Origin of the sequence: Roseibium sp. MMSF_3412 (assembly GCF_030733265.1) — a bacterium.
Classification (GTDB): domain Bacteria; phylum Pseudomonadota; class Alphaproteobacteria; order Rhizobiales; family Stappiaceae; genus Roseibium.
Genome location: NZ_JASHJI010000005.1, coordinates 108,673 through 129,084, shown reverse-complemented (window position 1 = coordinate 129,084; position 20,412 = coordinate 108,673). Strand labels below are relative to the sequence as shown.

At 58.8% G+C, this 20,412-nt stretch carries 22 protein-coding genes; 9 read left to right on the top strand and 13 right to left on the bottom strand.

The window, feature by feature from the left end:
* Positions 1 to 211 precede the first annotated feature (211 nt).
* On the top strand, positions 212 to 3,763 hold the full coding sequence (locus RBB49_RS11395) for a tetratricopeptide repeat protein (protein WP_306142909.1): 3,552 nt from the start codon (positions 212 to 214) through the stop codon (positions 3,761 to 3,763).
* Between the two features lie 101 nt (positions 3,764 to 3,864).
* Here RBB49_RS11395 and ilvC read toward each other — a convergent pair whose 3' ends face one another.
* Positions 3,865 to 4,884, bottom strand: coding sequence for a ketol-acid reductoisomerase (gene ilvC, locus RBB49_RS11390; protein ID WP_306142908.1), 1,020 nt, complete (start codon positions 4,882 to 4,884; stop codon positions 3,865 to 3,867).
* 102 nt (positions 4,885 to 4,986) lie between these two features.
* Positions 4,987 to 5,637: a TetR/AcrR family transcriptional regulator gene (locus tag RBB49_RS11385; protein ID WP_306142907.1), complete on the bottom strand. Its 651-nt coding sequence runs from the start codon at positions 5,635 to 5,637 to the stop codon at positions 4,987 to 4,989.
* Positions 5,638 to 6,471: 834 nt separating this feature from the next.
* On the opposite strand from RBB49_RS11385, the gene RBB49_RS11380 reads away from it, so the two are divergent.
* Both RBB49_RS11380 and RBB49_RS11375 read left to right on the top strand, forming a co-directional pair.
* Complete coding sequence (locus RBB49_RS11380; protein WP_306142906.1) at positions 6,472 to 7,062, top strand: DJ-1/PfpI family protein; 591 nt, start codon at positions 6,472 to 6,474, stop codon at positions 7,060 to 7,062.
* A 338-nt stretch (positions 7,063 to 7,400) separates the two neighbouring features.
* The gene (locus RBB49_RS11375) at positions 7,401 to 7,751 is read left to right on the top strand and encodes a ribbon-helix-helix domain-containing protein (RefSeq protein WP_306142905.1); all 351 of its coding nucleotides are present in this window, start codon (positions 7,401 to 7,403) and stop codon (positions 7,749 to 7,751) included.
* Here the strand turns inward: RBB49_RS11375 and RBB49_RS11370 are convergent.
* The 4 genes from RBB49_RS11370 to gatC all read right to left on the bottom strand — a co-directional run bounded on the left by RBB49_RS11370 (position 7,748) and on the right by gatC (position 11,273).
* On the bottom strand, positions 7,748 to 8,845 hold the full coding sequence (locus RBB49_RS11370; protein ID WP_306142904.1) for an NAD(P)/FAD-dependent oxidoreductase: 1,098 nt from the start codon (positions 8,843 to 8,845) through the stop codon (positions 7,748 to 7,750). The genes RBB49_RS11375 and RBB49_RS11370 overlap by 4 nt on opposite strands.
* A 157-nt stretch (positions 8,846 to 9,002) precedes the next feature.
* Positions 9,003 to 10,487 carry an Asp-tRNA(Asn)/Glu-tRNA(Gln) amidotransferase subunit GatA gene (gatA, locus tag RBB49_RS11365; protein WP_306142902.1) on the bottom strand — a complete coding sequence of 495 codons (1,485 nt, stop codon included), beginning with the start codon at positions 10,485 to 10,487 and terminating at the stop codon, positions 9,003 to 9,005.
* Positions 10,484 to 10,972: a GNAT family N-acetyltransferase gene (locus RBB49_RS11360; RefSeq protein WP_306142901.1), complete on the bottom strand. Its 489-nt coding sequence runs from the start codon at positions 10,970 to 10,972 to the stop codon at positions 10,484 to 10,486. The genes gatA and RBB49_RS11360 overlap by 4 nt, the downstream gene beginning before the upstream one ends.
* Positions 10,973 to 10,985: 13 nt before the next feature.
* The gene (gene gatC / locus RBB49_RS11355) at positions 10,986 to 11,273 is read right to left on the bottom strand and encodes an Asp-tRNA(Asn)/Glu-tRNA(Gln) amidotransferase subunit GatC (protein WP_306142900.1); all 288 of its coding nucleotides are present in this window, start codon (positions 11,271 to 11,273) and stop codon (positions 10,986 to 10,988) included.
* A gap of 199 nt (positions 11,274 to 11,472) precedes the next feature.
* Here gatC and RBB49_RS11350 point away from each other — a divergent pair, with 199 nt between their 5' ends.
* The 3 genes from RBB49_RS11350 (at position 11,473) to RBB49_RS11340 (ending at position 13,870) form a co-directional block, all read left to right on the top strand.
* The gene (locus RBB49_RS11350; RefSeq protein ID WP_306142899.1) at positions 11,473 to 12,081 is read left to right on the top strand and encodes a TetR-like C-terminal domain-containing protein; all 609 of its coding nucleotides are present in this window, start codon (positions 11,473 to 11,475) and stop codon (positions 12,079 to 12,081) included.
* A gap of 151 nt (positions 12,082 to 12,232) precedes the next feature.
* Positions 12,233 to 12,727: a YHS domain-containing (seleno)protein gene (locus RBB49_RS11345; RefSeq protein ID WP_306142898.1), complete on the top strand. Its 495-nt coding sequence runs from the start codon at positions 12,233 to 12,235 to the stop codon at positions 12,725 to 12,727.
* A gap of 345 nt (positions 12,728 to 13,072) precedes the next feature.
* Positions 13,073 to 13,870 carry a siderophore-interacting protein gene (locus RBB49_RS11340; protein WP_306142897.1) on the top strand — a complete coding sequence of 266 codons (798 nt, stop codon included), beginning with the start codon at positions 13,073 to 13,075 and terminating at the stop codon, positions 13,868 to 13,870.
* A 36-nt stretch (positions 13,871 to 13,906) separates the two neighbouring features.
* Here RBB49_RS11340 and RBB49_RS11335 read toward each other — a convergent pair whose 3' ends face one another.
* A complete protein-coding gene (locus RBB49_RS11335; protein ID WP_306142896.1) occupies positions 13,907 to 14,371 on the bottom strand; it encodes a DUF805 domain-containing protein in 465 nt (154 codons plus the stop codon).
* 205 nt (positions 14,372 to 14,576) lie between these two features.
* Here RBB49_RS11335 and RBB49_RS11330 point away from each other — a divergent pair, with 205 nt between their 5' ends.
* Together RBB49_RS11330 and RBB49_RS11325 are read left to right on the top strand one after the other, a co-directional pair.
* Positions 14,577 to 14,927 carry a DUF3291 domain-containing protein gene (locus RBB49_RS11330; protein WP_306142895.1) on the top strand — a complete coding sequence of 117 codons (351 nt, stop codon included), beginning with the start codon at positions 14,577 to 14,579 and terminating at the stop codon, positions 14,925 to 14,927.
* A 133-nt stretch (positions 14,928 to 15,060) separates the two neighbouring features.
* Complete coding sequence (locus RBB49_RS11325) at positions 15,061 to 15,669, top strand: MliC family protein (protein ID WP_306142894.1); 609 nt, start codon at positions 15,061 to 15,063, stop codon at positions 15,667 to 15,669.
* Between the two features lie 63 nt (positions 15,670 to 15,732).
* Here the strand turns inward: RBB49_RS11325 and RBB49_RS11320 are convergent, their stop codons facing one another.
* Entirely contained in the window at positions 15,733 to 16,212 is a 480-nt protein-coding gene (locus RBB49_RS11320) for an ester cyclase (protein ID WP_306142893.1), read from the bottom strand.
* A gap of 91 nt (positions 16,213 to 16,303) precedes the next feature.
* Between RBB49_RS11320 and RBB49_RS11315 the strand changes: the two genes are divergently transcribed.
* The gene (locus RBB49_RS11315) at positions 16,304 to 17,245 is read left to right on the top strand and encodes a LysR family transcriptional regulator (protein WP_306142892.1); all 942 of its coding nucleotides are present in this window, start codon (positions 16,304 to 16,306) and stop codon (positions 17,243 to 17,245) included.
* On the opposite strand, the gene RBB49_RS11310 is transcribed toward RBB49_RS11315, so the two are convergent.
* The 5 genes from RBB49_RS11310 to RBB49_RS11290 all read right to left on the bottom strand — a co-directional run bounded on the left by RBB49_RS11310 (position 17,190) and on the right by RBB49_RS11290 (position 20,343).
* On the bottom strand, positions 17,190 to 17,813 hold the full coding sequence (locus RBB49_RS11310) for a LysE family translocator (protein ID WP_306142891.1): 624 nt from the start codon (positions 17,811 to 17,813) through the stop codon (positions 17,190 to 17,192). The genes RBB49_RS11315 and RBB49_RS11310 overlap by 56 nt on opposite strands.
* Positions 17,814 to 17,866: 53 nt before the next feature.
* Complete coding sequence (locus RBB49_RS11305) at positions 17,867 to 18,451, bottom strand: HD family hydrolase (protein ID WP_306142890.1); 585 nt, start codon at positions 18,449 to 18,451, stop codon at positions 17,867 to 17,869.
* Entirely contained in the window at positions 18,452 to 19,201 is a 750-nt protein-coding gene (locus tag RBB49_RS11300; RefSeq protein WP_306142889.1) for a pyridoxine 5'-phosphate synthase, read from the bottom strand.
* 136 nt (positions 19,202 to 19,337) lie between these two features.
* Positions 19,338 to 19,943, bottom strand: a complete 606-nt coding sequence (locus tag RBB49_RS11295; RefSeq protein ID WP_306142888.1) for a DUF4166 domain-containing protein — start codon at positions 19,941 to 19,943, stop codon at positions 19,338 to 19,340.
* Positions 19,936 to 20,343: a thiol-disulfide oxidoreductase DCC family protein gene (locus tag RBB49_RS11290; protein WP_306142887.1), complete on the bottom strand. Its 408-nt coding sequence runs from the start codon at positions 20,341 to 20,343 to the stop codon at positions 19,936 to 19,938. The genes RBB49_RS11295 and RBB49_RS11290 overlap by 8 nt, the downstream gene beginning before the upstream one ends.
* Positions 20,344 to 20,412 lie beyond the last annotated feature (69 nt).

The following is a 20,412-nucleotide window of genomic DNA, read 5'->3' as shown; positions in this document are numbered from 1 at the left end:
GGTTGCGCGTTCGCCAAGGCGATACGCTGGGCAATTTGGTTGGGCAATGAGACTTCTTTTCAGTTTGATTTTGGGCTTGTGCATCCTGTCAGCGGATTCTCATGCTGCCGGTGAGTTGGGCGAGCTGGATCGCGAACCGTCGTGGCGTGATCATGGAAACACGTCATTTTTTTTGGGCGGCACGGATGGCGGTCCATCCCATTTCGGAAGTTTGCCGGATGCGCAAGAGCTCGACGAGCTGCTTTCCCGCGAAGTTGCGCAAGACCCGGAGGATCTTTATCGCCTGGGACTTGCCTACGAAAACGAAGAGCTCTGGGAACCTGACTACGAAAGGGCCTTCGCTTATTTCCAGCGTTCGGAAGCGCTTGGTTTTCCCTGGGCCAAGTCGCAGCTGGGGTATTACTACGAAACGGGGCTTGCCGGCGAGACAGATCTGGCGAAAGCCGTCGACTTCTATCAGCAGGGCGCAGACTTTGGTGACAGCTGGAGCGGGCTGCGCCTCGGTTATCTCTATCTCAACGGCAGAGGCCTTCGCCAGCACGACGGGCAAGCCTTCTTCTGGATACAGTGGGCCAGTCGCGGTGGTGTTGTGGAGGCGACTTCCGCGCTCGGCTGGCTTTACGAAAACGGACGCGGAACGAGCAAAAATCCGCACAAGGCCAAGCGCCTCTATGAAGAAGCTGCCGGTGCGGGCAGCCTGAATGCTCTGGTCAATCTCGGTCTGATGCATGAAAGGGGGGTGCTCGGCACACCTGACGCTGCAATGGCGGTGGAATTCTACCGTAAAGCTGCGGACGAGGGTTCGGGACGAGGCCGGCATCACCTCGGTACGATGTCCTATCTGGGAAAAGGGGTTGAAAAGGATCAGGAACGCGCTGTCTCTTTGTTCCGGGAGGCGATCGGACTCCAGTATCCCTATGCCCATGTGTCTCTCGGCCTGGCATTTGAACACGGCGGCGGTGTCGAGCAGGACTATGCGAAGGCTGCGCTTCATTATCAAAAGGCAATCGATGCCGGGGGCTATCCCAGGGCAAAAGCCTTCCTGGCCTGGCTTTATCAGACCGGAAACGGTGTCGACCGTGACCTTGAGCGCGCCCGAGACCTGTTTGAGGAAGCTGCCGGTGAGGGACAGACCTTTGCCCTCACCGAGCTCGGATATGCGCTTGTCCATGGCATTAATGGAGTTGAACAGGATATCCATCGCGGGCGTCGTATGCTGGAGCGCGCGGCAAATGATGACTATGGCGGGGCCATCCTCGTTCTTGCCGAAATGTATGACGAAGGTGACGGGGTTGCCAGAGATACAACCGAAGCGCTGCGTCTTTTTCACAGGGGCATTGATCTCGGCGGCACGGATGCCCTGTTGTTGCTCGGCGACTATTACGCTGATGGCGAAGTTGTCGAGCAAAGTTTCGAAAAGGCGAAAGAGCTTTACCTGCAAGCGCTTGAAGAAGGAAACGAGGCGGCGCTGGTCGATCTCGGCTACCTTTACACGCGGACGGATTGGAGCGACCACGATTTCCAAAAGGCGATGCAGTACTTCCTGCAGGCAGACGAAGCCGGTTTGGACAACGCGCCGACGTATCTGGGGCTCGCCCACTTTCACGGGGAATGGGCGGACGAAGACGATGTGCTGGCGCGAGAGTACTTTCAACGGGCGACCGAGAATGGGTATTACGTCGCGGCTGAATATCTCGGCTACATGGATGAAGAGGGCCTTGGAGGGCCTGTGGATCGGGAAATGGCAGTCCGCAGCTATGAGTTCGCTGACGAGGGAGGCAAGATCTACGCGGCGCAGCGTCTCCTTGAGGGGTACGGCGACAATGGCTGGCTGGACCCTGATCCCGAAAAAGCCTTCCATTGGATGGTCCGGGCCGGTGAACTCGGCGATGCCGAAGCTGCCTATGCGGCGGCTGAGGTGTTGTCGAGCGACCCGGCGCACCTGGACCTGGAAAAGGCCTCCGACCTTTTTCGAATTGCCGCGGACGACGGCAATCTGGATGCTACGGTCAAGTGGGCGCGAATGCAGATCCTCGGAAAAGTCGACGGGGCGGATTTTTTTGCCAGTCTCGACGAACTCAAATCGATTGCCGCATCCGCTCCCCTTTCGGCCATCGGCCCGCTGTCCCAACTGATCAGCACATCAGCCACGGACCGGGAAGATCCGAGCCATGCGGCGGTGCGGGAGCTTTTTCTCGGGCTCGCTTACGCGAACGGGATCATTTTTCCTGCGGATCAGGACAAGGCGGAAGCGCATCTGCGCCGCAGCATCGAGATTTCCACGACTCCTCTGCCGGCCGCGCATCTGGCATTCGCCGAATTTCTTATCGACACGGCTGTGGATACGCCACAAACACATGCTGAAATTCTGCGCCATCTGGAGAATGCCGCCACCGGAGGACATTTTACAGCGCAAATGGGGTTGGGAGAACTTTACGCTTCAGGACATCTGAAGGGCCAGCCAGTCGCCGACCAAAACGCCGCGATTGCCCTAAAATGGTTTCGCCGGGCGGCCGAGCAGAGCGACGAGGGCCGCTATTGGCTGGCGTCGACTCTCTTGCGAGGCCTTGATCCGAGCGTTGATCCGACCGAGGGCAAATCGGTGCTGGAAGATCTTGCCGTCCTGGGGGACGATCGGGCGGCTTTCGAACTTGGACTGTTTCATAGCAGCAACGAGGCCAGCGACGATTATGATCCACAAAAGGCTCTCGCGTGGTTCGAGAAGTCCGCACGTTTTGGAAATATCGAAGCGCTGGATGCGATCGGATGGCTGCATCGAAATCGCATGATCGAAAACCACTCGCTGGAAACCGCTTTCAGCTATCAGGTCAGGGCTGCGGAAGCCGGCCTGGCGAAATCCGCCGAAACCGTCGCGTGGCATTTGCGTCATGGAAAAGGCGTCAAGAAGGATCTTGATGCTGCAGAGCGCTGGTATCTGAAATCGAAAGACCTGGGAAATCGGCGGGCGGATTTCGTGCTGTCACTTCTGTATCTCGACAATGCAGAGCATTTTGGCGAACAGAAGCTGAAATTTGCAGTGGACGTGTTTCAGGGCAGCGACAACAGGGACAACGCCTATGCCTGGATGGCGCTCGGCAGGGCCTTTGTCGAAGGACTTGGCGTTGAAAAAGACGCGCAGCGCGGCCTGGCCTATTACCGGAAGGCGCTCGAACAGGTTCCGATGCCCGCAAACACCGCGTTGGGAAATTTTTTCATGCTCGGGCACGGCGGGACAGTCGATTATGAATTGGCTCACAGGCACTATTCAAAGGCTGCGGATCTCGGCAGCGCCGTATCCCTCAACAACCTTGGCTGGATGTTCCAGAACGGCCTTTTTGTCGACCGCGACTATGCCCGCGCCATCTCGCTCTATAACGCCGCCATTGAAGCAGGTGACACTTACGCGCTGACCGCGCTTGGTCTTCTCTACCGTGACGGAGAGGGTGTGGAGCAGGACTATCAGGAAGCAATCCGGCTCTTCCGGGAAGCTCTCGATCGCGGTTTCAGCAGCGGCAAGGCCAATGTCGGCTGGATGCTGCTTCACGGCCTGGGGGTCGAGCAGGACAGGCTCACGGGACTGGAGTTGCTGAAGGCCGCCGTTGCCCAGAATGATACTGACGGCACCTATTACATGGCCGTGTTGCTGGAAGAAGGAAAATTCCTGAACGCGGACCTTGAACGCGCGAAGGGGCTTTACAAGATCGCGGCGGAACAAGGCAACCTGCTTGCGGCCAAGGCCCTGGAACGCCTCGGGGAGACATAGCTACTCGACAACTCTGAAGAGGTCTGCAAACCTGCGATCAGCCAAAAGAAAAGGCCGGGCGTTGCTGCCCGGCCTTTCCGTTCTGATGTTCAGATCAACGCTTAGTTCTTGGTCTTGTCGACCAGCGCGTTGGACTTGATCCACGGCATCATGCCGCGCAGCTTTTCGCCGACTTCCTCGATCTGGTGGCCGTCGTTGAGGCGGCGCGTTGCCTTGAACTTGGCCGCGCCCGCACGGTATTCCTGCATCCACTCGGAGGTGAACTTGCCGGTCTGGATGTCCTTCAGGACACGCTTCATTTCCGCTTTGGTTTCGTCGGTGACGATGCGCGGACCCGTGACATACTCGCCCCATTCAGCCGTGTTGGAGATGGAGTAGTTCATGTTGGCGATGCCGCCTTCGTAGATCAGGTCGACGATCAGCTTCACTTCGTGCAGGCACTCGAAATAGGCCATTTCCGGCGCGTAGCCGGCTTCCACGAGGGTTTCGAAGCCGGCGCGGATCAGTTCGACCAGACCGCCGCACAGAACAGCCTGTTCACCGAAGAGGTCGGTTTCACACTCTTCCTGGAAGGTGGTTTCAATGATGCCGGACCGGCCGCCGCCGACGCCGCTGGCGTAGGAGAGACCGAGGTCGAGGGCGTTGCCGGAGGCATCCTGATGGACAGCGACCAGGCACGGCACACCGCCGCCTTTTTCGTATTCACCGCGCACGGTGTGGCCCGGGCCCTTCGGTGCGACCATCAGAACGTCGACGGAGGCTTTCGGCTCGATCAGGCCGAAATGAACGTTGAGCCCGTGCGCGAAGGCAATCGCAGCGCCATCACGGATGTTTGCGGCGATGTGGTCCTTGTAGATGTCAGCCTGCAGTTCATCCGGCGTTGCCATCATCATCAGGTCGGCCCAGGCAGCTGCCTCGGCAACGGTCATGACCTTGAAGCCGTCGGCTTCGGCCTTCAGCGCCGTGGTGGAGCCTTCGCGCAGAGCAACGGCAATGTCCGGCACGCCGCTGTCTTTCAGGTTCATGGCATGGGCGCGGCCCTGCGAGCCGTAACCGATGATGGCGACTTTCTTGGACTTGATCAGATTGATATCTGCGTCACGATCGTAATAAACGCGCATGGGTTCCTTTCTCCCGTTTGCATTCTCGTTCTTCATGGTTGGAGCCGGAGTTGATGTCCGGTCTTCGTTGGCTGGTGGTCTCCAGTCGGCCGACAGCCGGGGTCAGGCCCCGAACAGCCGGTAAAAGCGGTCGACGGCATTCTCCGCCTGGGATGCCAGATCCTTTTCGGCGGGACTTGCGTTTTCGCCGAGAAGGAGCCGGATGTGAACGTCGCGGATCGCAAGGCCGTAGAGCACCTGATAGGCGTCTTCGGCATCGTCGAATTTCAAAAGGCCGTGCCGGCGCCCGCTTTCCAGCATGGTGCGTGCACGGGCCGAAATCATGTGCTTGCCGCGCACCAGCAGCAGGTGGCCGAGCCGGTTCGAATTGGTGTTGGACTGGCCGATGGACAGGCGGTTGAGGGCAAGCGAGGTCTCCGAAAAGAGAACGCCGAGCAGGGCCTCCACAAAGGCCGTGACATGAGCGCGGAAAGTTGCGGCATCGGCCGTTGCGCCGGTCTCGGAGGGGAACTGCACCTGGCTGGCCTGGTAGGCAACGACTGCGGCGAGCAGACCGTCACGGTCGCCGAACCACTTGTAGAGGCTTTCCTTGGAGCAGCTTGCGGTGCGTGCCAGACCGGCGGTCGTCAGCGCCTTTTCACCGCCCTCGACCAGAAGCGTCAACGCATGCTGCAGCACCACCTGCTGGCGCGGCGAAAATTCGGGCGCGGCGTCCGGGCGGGAAGTGGCGATGTCATATGCGGCAGCGGGCATGTGCTTTGTCTTGGCTTGAGGGAAGCTGAAATCAACGGAACCGTACGGTACGGTTCGGCGAGCGTTATGGCATCGTGGAAAGGGCGGGTCAAGGGAGAAATGAGTTTTTTCGGCGGCGGGGTGAGAACGTTTTCGTCGCCATCCTTCGAGACAACGCCTGCCCGTTTGCTCAGAATGAGGCCGCTAAGGTTGGCAGCCCATCAGAGCGTGTGGTGCTCAGCCTTATTCCTGAGAGTCCCGCCTCGAACGATAGGCAAGATAGGACTGTACCTGCTGCGCATTGGCTGATGTTTCCGGTTCCCGTTTCATCCTGGATTTAATCCGGGATCCAATCCACATCGCGACGAAACGCCAGCCTAAGTTTATGATAGGCAGGACCTTCTACTGCAAAAAAATCAGCATCTGGAAACGAATGCTCCCGGATCTCCGCAGCGCTGCGTCCGGGATGACAGTGGAGGGTGGCGGAGTGCCCGACTGCCTCATCCTGAGGCGCGCGGTAGTGCGTTTCGAAGGATGGCCCGCGCATTCGGGAGAGATTTGGCGGTCTTTTTCAGGATGAGGGTGTGGCCTTTGCCGTGCTCCTGTCGCAGACCGGACCTCACCCACCGGCGTCATCCGGAACCCCGCAGCGTTGCGTCCGGGATGACGGCGAAGCAGGATGTTCTATCAGTTCATTTCAGCTGTCGTCCCAGACGTGATCTTGGGGGCAATCCCCACACTTTCTCTGGCACAATTCAGAAAAAAATCCCTGTAGTACTCGCCTAATACCCGTTCAATCCCTTTGCCTGCTAGCTTTCGCACACATTGGTTTTCAAGGCTCCGGGAGGATACGAGATGAGTGCCAAGATCCTGATGATCACGGGTGATTTCACCGAGGACTACGAGACGATGGTGCCGTTCCAGGCGCTTCTTGCGATGGGGTATCAGGTCGATGCCGTCTGCCCGGGCAAGAAGTCCGGCGAGGCGGTCGCGACCTGTATTCATGACTTCGAGGGCGACCAGACCTATACCGAAAAGCGCGGCCATAACTTCACGCTGAACGCGACATTCGCCGATATCGACGTCACCGCGTACGACGCCCTTGTGATCCCGGGCGGGCGTGCTCCGGAATATCTCAGGCTCGATGCCGACGTGATTGCCGCCGTCAGCCATTTCATGACCGCTGACAAACCGGTTGCCGCGATCTGCCACGGCGCGCAGATCCTGACGGCGGCCAGGGTCATCGAGGGACGTACCGTTTCGGCCTATCCTGCCTGCCGTCCGGAAGTGGAACTTGCCGGTGCCACTTACGCCGAGATTGCCGTCGATGCGGCTGTAACCGACGGCAATCTTGTCACAGCCCCGGCCTGGCCGGCTCACCCTGCCTGGCTGGCGCAGTTCAACGCCGTGCTTGGCGGTGCGGCAGCCGGCTCGCTCGCAGCCTGATCGGACTGGGTTCAGGCACGATATTCCGACCGATCCTTCGAGACGGACCTGACGGTCCTCCTCAGGATGAGGTTAGGTGAAACTGGCCGATTTTTCTCTTGCTGCGCGCAGCCTTGTTATCCCGGCTTTAACGGGATGATCACCGGGCTTAGATTGCCTTACGACTTCATCCTGAGGAGCGCGGCGGCGCGTCTCGAAGGATGGCCGAGGATCCGGAGCATTGCCGCTTTGAAGCGGACGAGGGGCAGGCCTTTACCCGGCCGGTTGGCCATCTGCCGAGAAGCCTTATATTGGAGCACCAAGGCTGAATGAGCCGGCAAGTAAGAAGGGAGGACGCCATGTGCAAACTCTTTATCGAAGCTGATCCCGCGTTGTGGGAGAGCAGCACGAAGTCGCTGCGTATCGACGGCATGGTGACCAGCGTCAGGCTGGAAACCTTCTTCTGGAACGTACTGGACGAGATTGCGGCGCGGGACGGTATGAATGTCGTCCAGCTGATCACACGGCTGCATCACGAAAGCATCGATGCCGGGCACGATCTCGGCAATTTCACCAGTTTCCTTCGTGTCTGCTGCGGCCGTTACCTGGCGCTGCAGCTTTCAGGCGACGTGCCGACCGACACGAGGCTGCCGATTTCCACGCTCGATGCAGATGAAATCCTGGAAGCGGAAAATGCTCGGGTGCATTAACTCAAGCGTTCGAGAACGTCATTTCCGATCGCGAGAGACGATGTGAGACCCGGTGACTCGATACCATAGAGCGCGACAAGGCCTTCCAGTTCGTGTGTTTCCGGTCCGTCGATGCGGAAGTCGGCTGCCGGTTCGCCGGGGCCGACGATCTTGGGGCGGATACCGCAATAGTCCGGAACGAGGGAATTGTCCGGAAGCCCGGGCCAGTAGCTGCGGATCGCGGCATAGAACTTCTCTCCGCGCGCCGGATCGACGTCGTAGTTGATGCGCTCGATCCACTCCACATCCGGCCCGAAACGGGCCTGGCCCTGAAGGTCGAGCGTGATGTGCACACCGGAGCCTCCGGGTTCGGGAACGGGATAGACCAGCCGTGACAGCGGCGCCTTGCCCTGAAGCTTGAAGTAGTTGCCCTTGGCAAGATAAGCCTTCGGCGGGTTTGCGCCCGGCAGGTTTGCGGCGAGGCCTGGCGCGGCGTGTCCGGCGGAGATGACAAGCTCGCGGCAGGTGAGGGCCATGCTGTCGCCGTCAGCGCTTGTCACCTCTATCGCATAGCCCTCCGGCGTCTTTTCAATCCGGTCAACACTGCTGCCGAGCACGACCTGACCGCCATGGGCTTCCAGATGTCCCTGAAGCGCCAGCATATAGCCGTGGCTGTCGATGATGCCGGTCGATGGCGAATAGAGCGCGCTGATGCAGTCAAGCGCCGGCTCGACCTCCTTCAGTTTCTTCGCGTCGTAGACTTCGAGATCGTGCAGGCCGGTTGCCTCGGCCTGCGCATGAAGACGTTCCAGTTCCGGCAACTGGTTCTCGTTCGAGGCGACGATCAGTTTGCCGGTCTTCTTGTAAGCAATGCCGTTCTCGTCGCAGAACTGATAGAGAAGATGCTTGCCGGGGAGGCACAGTTTTGCCTTCAGGCTGCCCGGCGGGTAGTAGATACCGGCGTGGATGACCTCGGAATTTCGGGCGCTCGTTTCGGACCCGATCAGCCCATGACGCTCCAGCACCATGACCTCGCGCCCGGCGATCGCCAGAGCGCGTGCAATCGCAAGGCCGACAACGCCTGCGCCGATGACGACTGTTTCGATGTCATGCATTCAGGTCACCAATCATCAAAGCGAACAGAAGGGAATTGACGTTATCCCTGTCCCCAATGCTGGCCCGGCCTTTTAGCCGGGGCCTTGTTTGCAAGCCGCGGTCTTCTGGTCCAGGATCAGGTCCGGGACGGCGAAAAGGTGCAACTTTCCTAAGTGCTCAGCCCCACCATTTCTGCGGTTCGAAGGAGCCGGCGGCATCTTCGATGACCTGCCCGACCTGGAACAGCGTCGCCTCATCAAACGGCTTGCCGATGAGCTGAAGGCCGAGCGGCAGGCCGTCCTTGTCGAGGCCGGCGGGAACCGAAATGCCCGGAAGTCCGGCCATGTTCACCGTTACCGTGAAGATATCGTTCAGATACATCTTCACCGGATCGGCGTGTAGTTCCTGATCCGCGACACCAAAGGCAGCGGATGGCGTTGCCGGGGTAAGGATGGCATCGACGCCGTTCTGCCACGCAAGATCGAAGTCGCGCTTGATCAGCGTGCGGACCTTCTGGGCTTTCAGGTAGTAGGCGTCATAGTAACCTGCGGACAGAACATAAGTGCCGATCAGGACGCGGCGCTTGACCTCGTCTCCGAAGCCTTCTGCACGGGTGTTTTCATACATCTCGACAATGTCCTTGCCCGGAACGCGCAGGCCGTAGCGCACGCCGTCATAGCGGGCGAGGTTGGACGAGGCCTCCGCCGGAGCAACGATGTAATAGGCGGGCAGGGCGTATTTGGTATGCGGCATGGAAATCTCGGTGATTTCCGCGCCTGCATCCTTGAGCCACGCGATGCCCTTCTGCCAGAGGTCTTCGATCTCGGCGGGCATGCCATCCAAACGATACTCGGCGGGAATGCCGATCTTCAGGCCCTTGACCGACTTGCCGATGACCGCTTCATAATCCGGAACCTCGATATCGACGGAGGTCGTGTCTTTCGGGTCGACGGAGGCCATCGATTTCAGCAGGATCGCACTGTCACGCACCGTATGCGCAATCGGTCCGGCCTGATCGAGCGAGGAGGCAAAGGCAACGATGCCCCAGCGCGAGCAGCGGCCATAGGTCGGTTTGATGCCGACGGTGCCGGTGAAGGCAGCAGGCTGGCGGATCGAGCCGCCGGTGTCGGTGGCGGTAGCCCCCATGCAAAGGCGTGCCGCGACCGCCGTTGCAGAGCCGCCGGAGGACCCTCCGGGAACGAGATCCTGGTTGGACCCGGTCTTGCGCCAGGGGTTGATGACGTCGCCGTAATAGGACGTCTCGTTGGAGGAGCCCATGGCGAACTCGTCCATGTTGAGCTTGCCCAGCATCACCGCGCCGTCGGACCAAAGGTTGGTGGTGACGGTGGATTCGTAGGCGGGCTTGAAACTGTCGAGGATATGGCTGCAGGCCTGGGTGTGCACGCCTTTTGTCGCGAACAGATCCTTGATGCCGAGGGGAATGCCTTCCAGCGCCCCGCCTTCGCCCTTGGCGAGCTTCTCGTCGGACGCTTTCGCCATGTCGCGGGCCTTGTCCGGGGTTACCGCGACATAGGCGTTGAGCTGTGCATTGGCCGCCTCGATGTTCGACAGGAACGCGTCGGTCAGTTCAAGAGACGAATAGTCCTTGTTTTTCAGGCCTTCGCGGGCGTCGGCAATGGTCAGTTTGGTCAGGTCGGTCATTGATGTGTCTCTTGGCTGGCCGCAAGCGGCCGGGAATAAAAAACGGAATAGGGGCTGTCCGGGTAGTCGAGCACCGGGCCGCAACGCGTGAAGCCGGCGCGCTCGTAGATGCGCCATGCGGCCGGGTGTTGGTCGCCTGTTTCCAGAACAATAGATGAATAGCCCTCGCACTCGGCAAGACGCACGATCTCGTCAAGGATCCTGCTGCCGATGCCGTGTCCCTGATAGGCGGGCCGGGTATACATGCGCTTGACCTCGGCAACACCGCCATCGTGGCGATGCAGGGCGCCACAGGCCGCAGCCTTGCCGCCGACGCGGGCAACGAAGACCGTTGTCGCATCTCCGGCCATGTCCTCAGGCGTCATGTGATAGCAGGCCTCGGGCGGTGACAGCGTCAGAAGCAGCGTGTTCAGCTCACCGATCATTGCGCCCATGTCATCCGACAGGGGCGTTTCGACAGTGATGGTGGGCGCGGGCTGCGTCATGCTGGCGCGGGTCCTATTCGACGACTTTGGGAACCATGAAGAAATTGTCTTCAGAGGCCGGTGCGTTGAGCGTGATGTCGCCGGCCTTGTTGCCGTCGGTTATCCCGTCCACGCGCTTTTTCATGGTCTGCTCGACAACCGAAGTCATCGGTTCGACACCGTCGATATTCACTTCGTCGAGTTGTTCGACGAAGCCGAGGATCGCGTTGAGTTCGCCCGTCATCCGCGTGGCATCGTCTTCGCTCACCTTGATGCGCGCCAGGCGGGCGACGCGCTTTACCGTCTCGGTATCTACTGACATCTGGTCCTCGTTCTGTTTGGCGAAAAATTCGCCGGAAGTTCTGCCGGTCAATCGCGGTGTTGCCACCGGTCGATCCGCTTCAGTTGGCCTCCTTCTAGACCGTAATCCCCGCGAGCGGGACGAAAAACAAACCGGATCTCGCAAAAAAGGGATAAATACGGTACCAATTGGAACCGAATATTGAGCAGAACGCGAGAAAATGGCCCCTGCCACACATCAAAAAAGCCGGGGACGCCCGATCGAGAACAGGCTGAGCGACAAGCTTCTTAACGTCGCTTTTGCCGAGGTGGCGGCAAAGGGAGTGGATGCGACGACGATTGCAGCGATCGCGAAGGCTGCCGGAACAAGCAAGCAGGCCATCTACAGACGATACCGGACGAAAGAGCAGCTCGTCGCGGCGGCCGTCCGCGACCGGATCGCGCTGATCGCGGCCGTGGCTCCGCTTCGCAGTTCCGTCGCGGACGATCTCAGGCGGTATCTCGGGCATCTCGCCGAGGCTTTCCAGAGCACTCGTTTGGCGTCTGTTTTTCGAACGCTTCTCGCTCATCGGCAAAACAGGGAATTCGCGGCCGTTCTTGAAAACGCCGAGGCGGAACAACGGCTCGCCCTTCGCCAGATCCTTATTGCAACGCCGTTTGAAGTCGACATGGACATGCGGATCGACCTGCTGCTGGGCTTTGTTTACTTCAGGCTTGTTTTTGCCGACGCAGAAATCACACAGGCAGAGATCGACAGGGCTATCTTGCTTGCGCTTGGCCTTGTTGCACCGCGCGACCCGTCGCCTCATTCCGGTCAGCCGGGGACGTGAAATGACGTCAAGTCACAAAATCTGGCGGCCTGCGCTCGTCTCTGTGATCAAAGGTTATTGGTCATTTACCGCGTCAAGCGACATGTTTGCACCAGCACGGTGCGAAAACGCGCCGCGCGCAATGCCTTCTCTTACTCTTGTGGGGACGTCCATGCCGCTTTACACCTCCAAATCCGTCCTTCTGGGCCTGACCGCCCTGTTTTCGGCAGCTGCCTTCACGGCCTCCGCCGACGAGATCACCACCTTCACCAAAGGCGGCGCTGCCATTGGCGGCACCGATCCGGTCGCCTATTTCACCGAAGGCAAGCCCGTTGCCGGTTCCGACCAGTACACGTTTGAATATGACGACGTGACCTGGAAGTTCTCTTCCGCCGAGAACCGCGACAAGTTCGCCGCCGAGCCTGCAAAATATGCGCCGCAATATGGCGGTTTCTGCGCGTTCGGTGCTGCCATGGGCTTCAAGGTTCCGGTTGTCCCGGAAGCCTGGTCGATCGTCGATGGCAAGCTTTACCTGAACAACTCCATGAAGGTTCAGGAGCGCTTCGAACAGGATGTTCCAGGTCACATCAAGAATGCGACGCTCAACTGGGAAATCATCAAGGACAAGAAGCCGGAAGATCTGAAAGAGCCGATCATCCGGAACTAGTGCGGTGAATTTGAAGTTCGCATCATTGCTCCAGCAGTCTCTGAAGCGAACTTCAAATTCGTAAACCGCACTAGAGACATGGACTGGCTAGTCACCTTATTGAATCTGAAGTTCGTTCGAAACCCGCTGCAAAATGAGTCGAACTTCAGATCCAGGTGACTAGGTGTTCCTCAATCAACCTGCCATTATCTCCCAACACTTTTCAGCCCGCCTTTTGGCGGGCTTTTTTTGTTCGGGACGTCCGCGCGTTACGGTGTGTTTCACACGATCGAACAATCCCCCCTTCAAAAACGACCGGTTGTCGATTAAATCTTGAGTTCGTTATTCATGTTTGGAGGTCCTTCCGTGCTCAAGCGATTAAAGCGGCGCCCGCGCTTTCTGACTGTTCAATCGACGTGTCAGCTCAGCCCGCATCTTCTCCGCGTCACCTTCGCCGGGCCAGCCCTGGAGGGGTTCCCGCCGAAACACGAGGGGGCGAATTGCAAGCTGGTTTTGCCGCGCGATGGTGAGACCCGTGAGGAATTCGAAGCCTATTTCGCGCCGGACGGTCCCGACGAAAAAGTCCATCCCGTCAGGACCTACACCGTGAGATCACACAGGCCCGACAAGCTTGAACTCGACATCGATTTCGTGGTTCACGGTGACGAAGGTCCGGCAACGCGCTGGGCGCAAGCGGCCCGGCCCGGTTCCTTCCTCGGTTTCTTCGGTCCGAGCCAGACCAAGGTCGCCGAGTTTTACGCCGACTGGTACCTCCTGGCAGCCGACCTTTCCGCCATGCCGATTGTCGAAGCGACGCTTGAGGCCATGCCTGCGGCGGCGCAGGGGATTGCCGTTTTTGAAGTGCCTTGCGAGGATGACATTCGCGACATCGCCGCGCCGGAAGGCATCGATGTCACGTGGCTTATCCACGAAGATGCGCATGTAGCGTCAACCGCTCAGGTCGATTTCATCAAGTCGATCGGCTGGCGCAGCGGTGTGTTGCAGACCTGTATTGCCGGAGAGAGTTCGGTTATCCGGTCGCTGCGGGACTATCTTCACAACGAACGCAAGGTGCCAAAAAAGGACACCTACATCTCCGGCTACTGGAAGATCGGTCTCGTCGAGGACGAGCACCAGAAGATGAAGCGTGCGGAAGCCGCCTGAGGCCCGGCGCAAGTCTTGACCAGTTCACACGGCCGCTCAGACGGCGTTGCGGTTTCTTCGGCCGAATTCTCTCGGCGGTGGAACGTTGTACTGCGTGCGTGGCTGGGCAGGTGGCCGATAGACCGGAACGAAAGCGTCTTCAGGTGGACGAGGATTGTCCGATCTGAACCTGCCTGGCGCCTTTTCAATCCCGCAAAAGTAAAACATCAGGCCGGTGCCGACGGTCGGTAGCTGGAAACTCAGATACCAGAACCCGGTTCGGCCGGAATCGCGAAGCCTGTTCAGGCAAGTGCACAGGTTCATGTAAATCGCCGCGACGATCGTCACCGCCAGGCCGACATTCTCCATTGGATTACGGACGTCGTCTTCCGCCGTTAGATCTGCAAAGAGGAAAATTGTGGCAGCCAGGCCAGCAAGCGCCAGACAGAAAATTGCAAACTGAGATAACCACCAGTGCCTTCTGCCGATTTTGCCGTAGCATGGGTTGAAAAGTGCAAACATCAGATACTCCAAACAGGACCTGACTTAAACTGGAGATTGTAAAAACGGGTTTAAACACGACGTCAAAATTGTTCGAATTCTCCCCGCGCAGGATGGCGTATCGAAACACCTTTCAAAACACTGTCTGTCAGATGCGAGCCTTGTCCCTTTCAGCCAATCCGGTCCTGAGCGTGACGCGTAGATTTCTCATCGCAGGAGGGATGAAATGGCTCGGTATCATGTATCCGTCACAGGTTTGCGCCTGAAGAACTGGCTCCACGTTTTCCTGTTCTGGCGCCATGCCATGCCGAGCTACAACCAGGCCAGGGATGCAGACGGCAATGTTCTTACCGACGTGCTCAAACGCAATGGTGTTCACCACACGCTGACAGTCTGGGAGAGCGAGACGGCCATGAAGCGCTTTCTTTATCGAGGCGCACATCGAAAGGCGATCAAGGCGTTTCCGAAAATCGCGACGGGAACGACCTGGAGTTATGCTTCGGACGAGATACCCTCCTGGCCGGATGCGTTGGCCCAGCTTGAGAGGCATGGCAAAATCTACTCGGCGCCAAAATAGCGTGACGGTTGCTCTCGCGCCGGACGCTTCGCTGTTCTTGGAGATCATGGCAGGTATCAGGTCTCGTAAGACCTGCCAATTGACCGCAAAACCGCACGTGTGAAAATGCCGATCAATTGGAGGAGATTTACAAATGCGCCTGTCATTTTGGGGACCCGTTCTTGCCGCTTTGATTTTGCCAGCGGGTGCATCCCTTGCCGCCGAGCCTGCCTTTGATTGCGCCAAGGCGGAAAGCTCGGCGGAAGAACTGATCTGCTCCAACGAGGATCTGGCAGAACTCGACCGGAGCCTTGCCGATGTCTACGGCAAGGCGGTTGCGGCGATCGAAACCTTTGCGGACAAGGATACAGCACTCAAGGAGTTCAAGGCGTATCAGCGCGGCTGGATCAAGGGCCGCGACGAATGCTGGAAAGCGGAAGATGAACTGGCCTGCATCAAATCGGATTACGAATTCAGAATTGCCGAGATCACGGCGAAATACGGGCTGATCGAGGGGCAGAAGCCGGTCTTTTACATGTGCAACGACAACCCGGCAGACGAGATCGTCGCAACATATTTCCCGACAACACCGCCTTCCGCACGTCTGGAACGCGGCGACAGCACCGAAATTGTTGTCGAAGGACCAACGGGATCGGGCGCACGCTACCTCGGCAATTTCGGTATCGTTTTCTGGATCAAGGGTGACGAGGCCATGGTGGAATGGCCGCAGGGTACCTCATTCGACTGCAAAGTGCGCAGCTGACAAAAGCTGATTGTGGAACGGGCGGCCACGCACGATCTGGCGCGGCCGCCGGATGCATTTCGCCTAGTCGGCCTTCAACTGGCGAATTGCGGTGGCCCACTCTTCCACGTGGTAAGACTTCACGATCTTTCCGCTTTCGACCGTGTGTATGTCGATCGACATGATTTCAAAGCTCTTGCCCGTTGCCGGATCGATCCCGAAAAACGCACCCTGCGGCGTTCCCGTGGCCTTGCCGCGCACGATGAAACGGTTGCCGTCCTGAAGGATCTCCTGCGGCTCCCATTTCAGGTCGGGAATGATCGCGCCGAAACCTTTCAGCGTCTTGTGAAATCCTTCTGCACCGGCGCCACCACGCGGCGTCGGAACAGATACCCAGTCTTCCGAGACGACAGAGCGCACCTGGTCGGCGGTCACGTCGGCGGGTGTTGTCAGCAGTTCGGAATAGAATGACTTGACGACGTCCAGATCGTCGGCAGCAGCTGCCGCAGAAAGGATTGCGAGAAAACCCGCAGCGAGGGTGGCCTTGAAAGAGGTTGTGAGCATGTTGTGCATCCTTCAAATGTGAGAATGCTTGCAATCTGGGTGCAATCGATATTATTCGGTAGAGTAGAAAAAACGAATTGAATATTAGATTATGCCGAATAAAAATAATCTGCCGTCCGCACAGACCCTGCGCCGCATGACCTATTTCGCGGCGATTGCCGAAGCGGGCTCCATTCGTGGAGCGGCAGAGCAACTCAACGTTTCCGTTCCGGTTGTTTCAGAAGCTCTGTCCGATCTTGAAGACGAACTCGACGTGACGCTGGCCGTGCGGACGACGCGCAAGCTGCAACTGACGCAGACGGGCGTGGAGCTTTACGCTGCAGTGACAGAAATGCTGTCGGCGGCGCGCAAGGCCCTCGACACTGTCGCACAGGACCGGCCTGTCTCCGGAAAAATCTCAATCACGCTTCCTGTCGAACTGGCGGCGCATTGGCTGCCGGATCGCATCGCGTCGTTTCAGCAGGTGCATCCGGAGGTCGCGTTCAAAATCGAGGCCAACGATCAGGTCACCGGTCTGAAAGGAAGTTCTTTCGACATGGCAGTGCGCGCCGCTTACGCACCACCGGGCAGAACCGAACCTGGTTTTGAGCAGCTGCCGCTGGTTGCCGTCGCCAGAACCGTTCCGCAGATCAGCAGCGAAGCCGGCGTCAAACGCGTGATCTCTCTTCCGTTTCTGAAAGCCTATGGCGTTGAGAGGATCGACATTGAGGATGCGGATAGCGGGCAAATGTTCCAGCTCATCTCGGAACAGGTCATCGAGATCAACAATCGCGATGCGGCCATCGCCATGGCGCGGAAAGGGCTTGGTTTCGCCCTTGTCACGCGAGCGGCTGTTGCAGAAGATCTTGCGCCCGGCAGGCTCTTGAATATCCTTCCGGGCGCAGATTTCGGGCAGGTTGCGTTGCGCTGTCTGATGCGGGACCGTTTACCGTCGCCAGCAGCCGAGGCCTTCCGGGAATTTCTGACGGGTCCGCACCCTAGCGGCTCGCGGTCGCCAACGCGGACCCGAAACCGACAAACAAGCCGCCGGTGATGCGCCGGACCCATCTTGCGCGGTTCGCAGACGTCAGGAACCGGCGCAGGTGTCCGCCGGCGAAAGCGATAAACGCATGGTTGGCAAAGCACAGGATTGCATAGGTGAACGACAGGATGCTGATTTCCAGCAGGTCGATCCTTCCCGAACGCATGAATTGCGGAAAGAGGGCGGTGATCACAAGGATCGCCTTCGGGTTGGTGACGGAGACAAGCAAAGCTTCCAGGAACAGTTTCCACCCGCTCGTGCCGATTGCCTGGCCGGTGTCAGTTACGTGGAAGCCTGATTTGTCGCGCCAGATCTTCAGACCGAGATAGATCAGGTAGGCCGCACCGATGAATTTCAGCACGGTGAATGCCAGTGCAGACGTCGCCATCAGCGCGCCGAAGCCGAAGGCAACCGCATAGCCGATGATAACGAGGCCTGCGGCATTGCCCGTCGCCGAGGCAAGTGTCGCATTTCTTCCAAAGCGCAGCGTGTTGCTGATGGCGAGCATGACGCCCGGGCCTGGACTGATGGCAGGTAAAAGAGAGACGGCTATGAAAACAAGCCAGAGTTCAAACGACATTATGGTAGTCCTCTATCAGGCGGGACCGCTTCAAGCGGCAGTCGAGGAGCGGATCAAGGCAGCAGCCGGCCGGCTTTCACGGCTTGATCCAGAAGGCTCTGGGCATAGTCCCAGAGCTGCGGGAAGGGACTGAGACGGGCTTCCTTGGTTTCGCGCAAGTCAGCCACGGAAATCGGAGCATGGGTCGGGTCATCAAGGCCCGATGCGAACACCAGAACCATCGGATGGAGGGCGTCCATCGCATTTGCAAAACGCGCTTCGGCCGTTTCATTGGCTTCAAATTCAAGCCAGAGATGTTTGAATTCCGACCCTTGTGTCTCCGGGAGCAGCGCGAACAGGCGTTCGGCCGCCGCGTGTTCCCGAGACTTGACGGCTTCGTAGTTGGTGTCGTCCACCCAGTGATCTCCCGCATCGATCTCGACGAGGTCGTGAACGGTCAGGAGCTTGAGCACATGGTGAATGTCGGTGCCGTCCGGGGCGTGATCCGCGAAAGTCAGCGTCTGGAGGATGACGTGCCAGCAATGCTCAGCCGTACCTTCCCTTCGCGTGCCGCTGGCAAGCTGGTTGAGACGAACGACGTCCTTCAGTTTGTCGGCTTCAAGCAGGAAGGCGACCTGACGGGCAAGCGCATCGGGCATTCAGACTTCACCCATTGCTTTGCGGAACCTCTTGACGCTCTCGGCAAACCCGTAAATCAGAGCTTCGGCGGTAAAGCCGTGTCCGATCGACATTTCCCGGATAAACGGCGCCCTGGCAATGAGGGCGGGGATGTTCTCAACGGTCAGGTCGTGACCGGCATTCACGCCGAGCCCGCATTCGCGGGCGGCGGACGCCGTCAGCGCGATGCGGTCCAGTTCCCGTTCCGCCGTGACCTTGTCATCGTAACAAGCTCCATAAGGGCCGGTGTAGATCTCGATCCGTTCCGCACCGACCCGTGCAGCATGTTCGGGAACAGCCGGATCAGGGTCGCAGAACAAGGAAACGCTGATGGCCCATTCTTTTGACGCTGCGATCGCCGTCTCAAGAAGGCCGATGTCACCGCTGAAATCCCACCCGTGATCGGAGGTCGACTGCTCCGGGTCGTCCGGAACGAAAAGGACCTGTTCAGGCCTTGCTTCTTCCACAAGCCGCATAAAGTCCTCGGATGGGTATCCCTCAAGGCACAGCTCCTTGTTCGGGAAGCGATCCTCGATCAGTTCGGCCAGATCAAAGACGTCGCCCTTGCGGATATGCCGTTCGTCGGGACGCGGGTGGACCGTGATGCCTTTTGCTCCGGCCTCCATCGCAATGGCGGCAAGCCCCGTCACGCTCGGCCACGGCAGGTCCCGCCTGTTGCGCAGCATAGCAATGGCGTTGACATTGACAGACAGGCGAGAGACGGCAGACATGGCTGAAGTTCCGGTTGAAACGGTTCACAATTTGATTCAGGGAGTTGGGTCGAGGATGCAGAATTGTTGCAAAAGCTATTGAAGTCAAACAGGAAATTGTCTCTAGAGACAATGTAATTTACCCGGCCGCTTGCAATCAGACGTCAGATTGCACCGGACTCAGGTGCCCCTGATAGCGCACCAGAACCCCAACGCCCGGCAAGGAGACCTGGACGTCGAAGTGGAAATGGCCGTCGGTTTCGAATTCACTTGCCTGACTGACCGGTAGAACCGCCCTTGGCATCGGTAGCCCCAGGATCCGGCCACGCGAGACGGGAAAGTGCAGCCGCCCGTCCTCCAGTTGCAGGTCAATGTCGAAGGCCATGACACCGAAACGTTCGGTGATATGACCGCGTTGTTCGGTGTCCCGCAGGCACAGGACGGACTTGAACGCGTTGCCGCCGAAATCACGGCACCAGACCTCCGTGTGGCCCCGGCGCTCGATCGTCACGGAGACCGGAATGTCGACTGCTTCGGGAGGAAACCCGACGATGCGGCAGATCAGGCTGCCGATCCCCGACTTTCCGCGTGTCACGCTTGCGCGGCCCTGCCAACGCTTCTCGTCCGTGATCGTGTGAAGGTCGCGAACGGCTTGCGGCAGGTCATCGAAACGCGCTCCGAGTGCCCGATGAAACAGGCACGGCGTATCATCGGCGTCTGTGCCGGAAGCGAAAGTCAGAGCCGCAGCGGTTCGGTCAGTCAATAAACCGGTCCTTCAGTTCGCTGGAGGGGAGCGGACAGGATCTTTTGCCGAAGGCATAGCGGTTTCGCGCGATCCGGTCGTAGATCCAGTTCGCCAGGGAAACCGGCAAGAGGTTCACAATGGCAAGAAGCGACCAGGGTGTGCCGAGGCTTCTCATGGACGCGGCGAACGAGGCCATTTTCGTATAGGCCTGGCCATCCAGAACCACGATGTTCGTCTCTAGCGCATCGGGGTCGAGGCCGTGTTTCACATACAGCCTTTGTCCCAGGTCGGATCGGGCGCTTACAAAGCGGAATTCTGCCTGCTTGTCATGCTTTGCCATGAACCGGGCAAAGCCGGAGCAAAAGATGCAGTCGGCGTCGAAAATGATCAGATTTGCTTCGTCCGAAAGGTCTGCCAAGCGGTTTGCTCCCGTAGCGATGCTCACCCTGTTTCATGGTCGACGGCACAGTGGCGCAATTCGGAAGCT

What these genes read in the sequence shown, in the direction of transcription:
- ilvC (WP_306142908.1), bottom strand. Translation starts at nt 4,884, where the DNA reads ATGCGCGTTTATTACGATCGTGACGCAGATATCAATCTGATCAAGTCC.
- RBB49_RS11380 (WP_306142906.1), top strand. Translation starts at nt 6,472, where the DNA reads ATGAGTGCCAAGATCCTGATGATCACGGGTGATTTCACCGAGGACTAC.
- RBB49_RS11325 (WP_306142894.1), top strand. Translation starts at nt 15,061, where the DNA reads ATGCGCCTGTCATTTTGGGGACCCGTTCTTGCCGCTTTGATTTTGCCA.
- RBB49_RS11385 (WP_306142907.1), bottom strand. Translation starts at nt 5,637, where the DNA reads ATGCCCGCTGCCGCATATGACATCGCCACTTCCCGCCCGGACGCCGCG.
- RBB49_RS11310 (WP_306142891.1), bottom strand. Translation starts at nt 17,813, where the DNA reads ATGTCGTTTGAACTCTGGCTTGTTTTCATAGCCGTCTCTCTTTTACCT.
- RBB49_RS11360 (WP_306142901.1), bottom strand. Translation starts at nt 10,972, where the DNA reads ATGACGCAGCCCGCGCCCACCATCACTGTCGAAACGCCCCTGTCGGAT.
- RBB49_RS11320 (WP_306142893.1), bottom strand. Translation starts at nt 16,212, where the DNA reads ATGCTCACAACCTCTTTCAAGGCCACCCTCGCTGCGGGTTTTCTCGCA.
- gatC (WP_306142900.1), bottom strand. Translation starts at nt 11,273, where the DNA reads ATGTCAGTAGATACCGAGACGGTAAAGCGCGTCGCCCGCCTGGCGCGC.
- RBB49_RS11315 (WP_306142892.1), top strand. Translation starts at nt 16,304, where the DNA reads ATGCCGAATAAAAATAATCTGCCGTCCGCACAGACCCTGCGCCGCATG.
- RBB49_RS11370 (WP_306142904.1), bottom strand. Translation starts at nt 8,845, where the DNA reads ATGCATGACATCGAAACAGTCGTCATCGGCGCAGGCGTTGTCGGCCTT.
- RBB49_RS11345 (WP_306142898.1), top strand. Translation starts at nt 12,233, where the DNA reads ATGCCGCTTTACACCTCCAAATCCGTCCTTCTGGGCCTGACCGCCCTG.
- RBB49_RS11350 (WP_306142899.1), top strand. Translation starts at nt 11,473, where the DNA reads ATGGCCCCTGCCACACATCAAAAAAGCCGGGGACGCCCGATCGAGAAC.
- RBB49_RS11330 (WP_306142895.1), top strand. Translation starts at nt 14,577, where the DNA reads ATGGCTCGGTATCATGTATCCGTCACAGGTTTGCGCCTGAAGAACTGG.
- gatA (WP_306142902.1), bottom strand. Translation starts at nt 10,487, where the DNA reads ATGACCGACCTGACCAAACTGACCATTGCCGACGCCCGCGAAGGCCTG.
- RBB49_RS11335 (WP_306142896.1), bottom strand. Translation starts at nt 14,371, where the DNA reads ATGTTTGCACTTTTCAACCCATGCTACGGCAAAATCGGCAGAAGGCAC.
- RBB49_RS11305 (WP_306142890.1), bottom strand. Translation starts at nt 18,451, where the DNA reads ATGCCCGATGCGCTTGCCCGTCAGGTCGCCTTCCTGCTTGAAGCCGAC.
- RBB49_RS11300 (WP_306142889.1), bottom strand. Translation starts at nt 19,201, where the DNA reads ATGTCTGCCGTCTCTCGCCTGTCTGTCAATGTCAACGCCATTGCTATG.
- RBB49_RS11375 (WP_306142905.1), top strand. Translation starts at nt 7,401, where the DNA reads ATGTGCAAACTCTTTATCGAAGCTGATCCCGCGTTGTGGGAGAGCAGC.